The organism is Bartonella sp. CM120XJJH, from assembly GCF_042194715.1.
Classification (GTDB): domain Bacteria; phylum Pseudomonadota; class Alphaproteobacteria; order Rhizobiales; family Rhizobiaceae; genus Bartonella.
Window position 1 is genome coordinate 1 of the sequence record NZ_JBHINE010000109.1, and the last position, 713, is coordinate 713.

Annotated in this window: 1 protein-coding gene; it reads right to left on the minus strand. The window is 46.8% G+C overall.

What is annotated here, in order from left to right:
- Window positions 1-713 (minus strand): DUF4815 domain-containing protein (locus tag ACFIKU_RS10060; protein ID WP_375657424.1); only part of this gene is annotated, 713 nt, incomplete at both ends.

A 713-nucleotide genomic window follows, 5' to 3' on the forward strand; every position in this document is an offset into this window, starting at 1 on the left:
TCTGCCCACCCTCTCTTTGCGCCCTTCATAGAATAAAAGCTTTGCGCTTGAATATCGGCGGTCGGATAGCCATTTTCTGTGGTGACCAAATCAATCACCAAATCATGGTTTTGATTACCGATTTTGCAAAGATGAAAGTCAATACCGGTGATTTGCCGTGTTTCATCGGGGGTAAAGACCTGCGCTTGTGGGTCAAATTGCGTCCATATCTTCACCGTGGTGGTGCGCCGCATCACTTTCACATCAATCACACCTTGACCGGTAAAAAGCCCCGTTGCAATGGTTCCACCTTTTCCCCGTGCCACAACATTTTTTGTGCCAGCCGTGATGTTTTGTGGAATCTTAAAAGTGCCCTCAAGGGTGCCCTTGCTATCGGCAACAAGGCGGCTTGCTGGCAAAACATTCACACCATCAAAGGTGAGGCTTGCTAATTGTTCAAACTTGCCAAAACCTTCAATTTTAAAGGAAAGGGTAATTTGTCTCAAAAAATCGATTTGCTCTTGAGTCTCATTGACCAAGTCATCACGCACTTCTGTGTTACGGATAGTTCTGCCACGGTTCCTGCCCATGATGATCTGATTGGTGACACCAGAGAGCCAATCGGTGCGCTGTTCATGCCAAAAGTCTGTCGCGGGGTCAAGGGTTACTGTACCAGGCAGGGGTGCAAAATTTTGATAAGGATTGATTTTTTCGCAAGCCGTTGTCAACTCTTG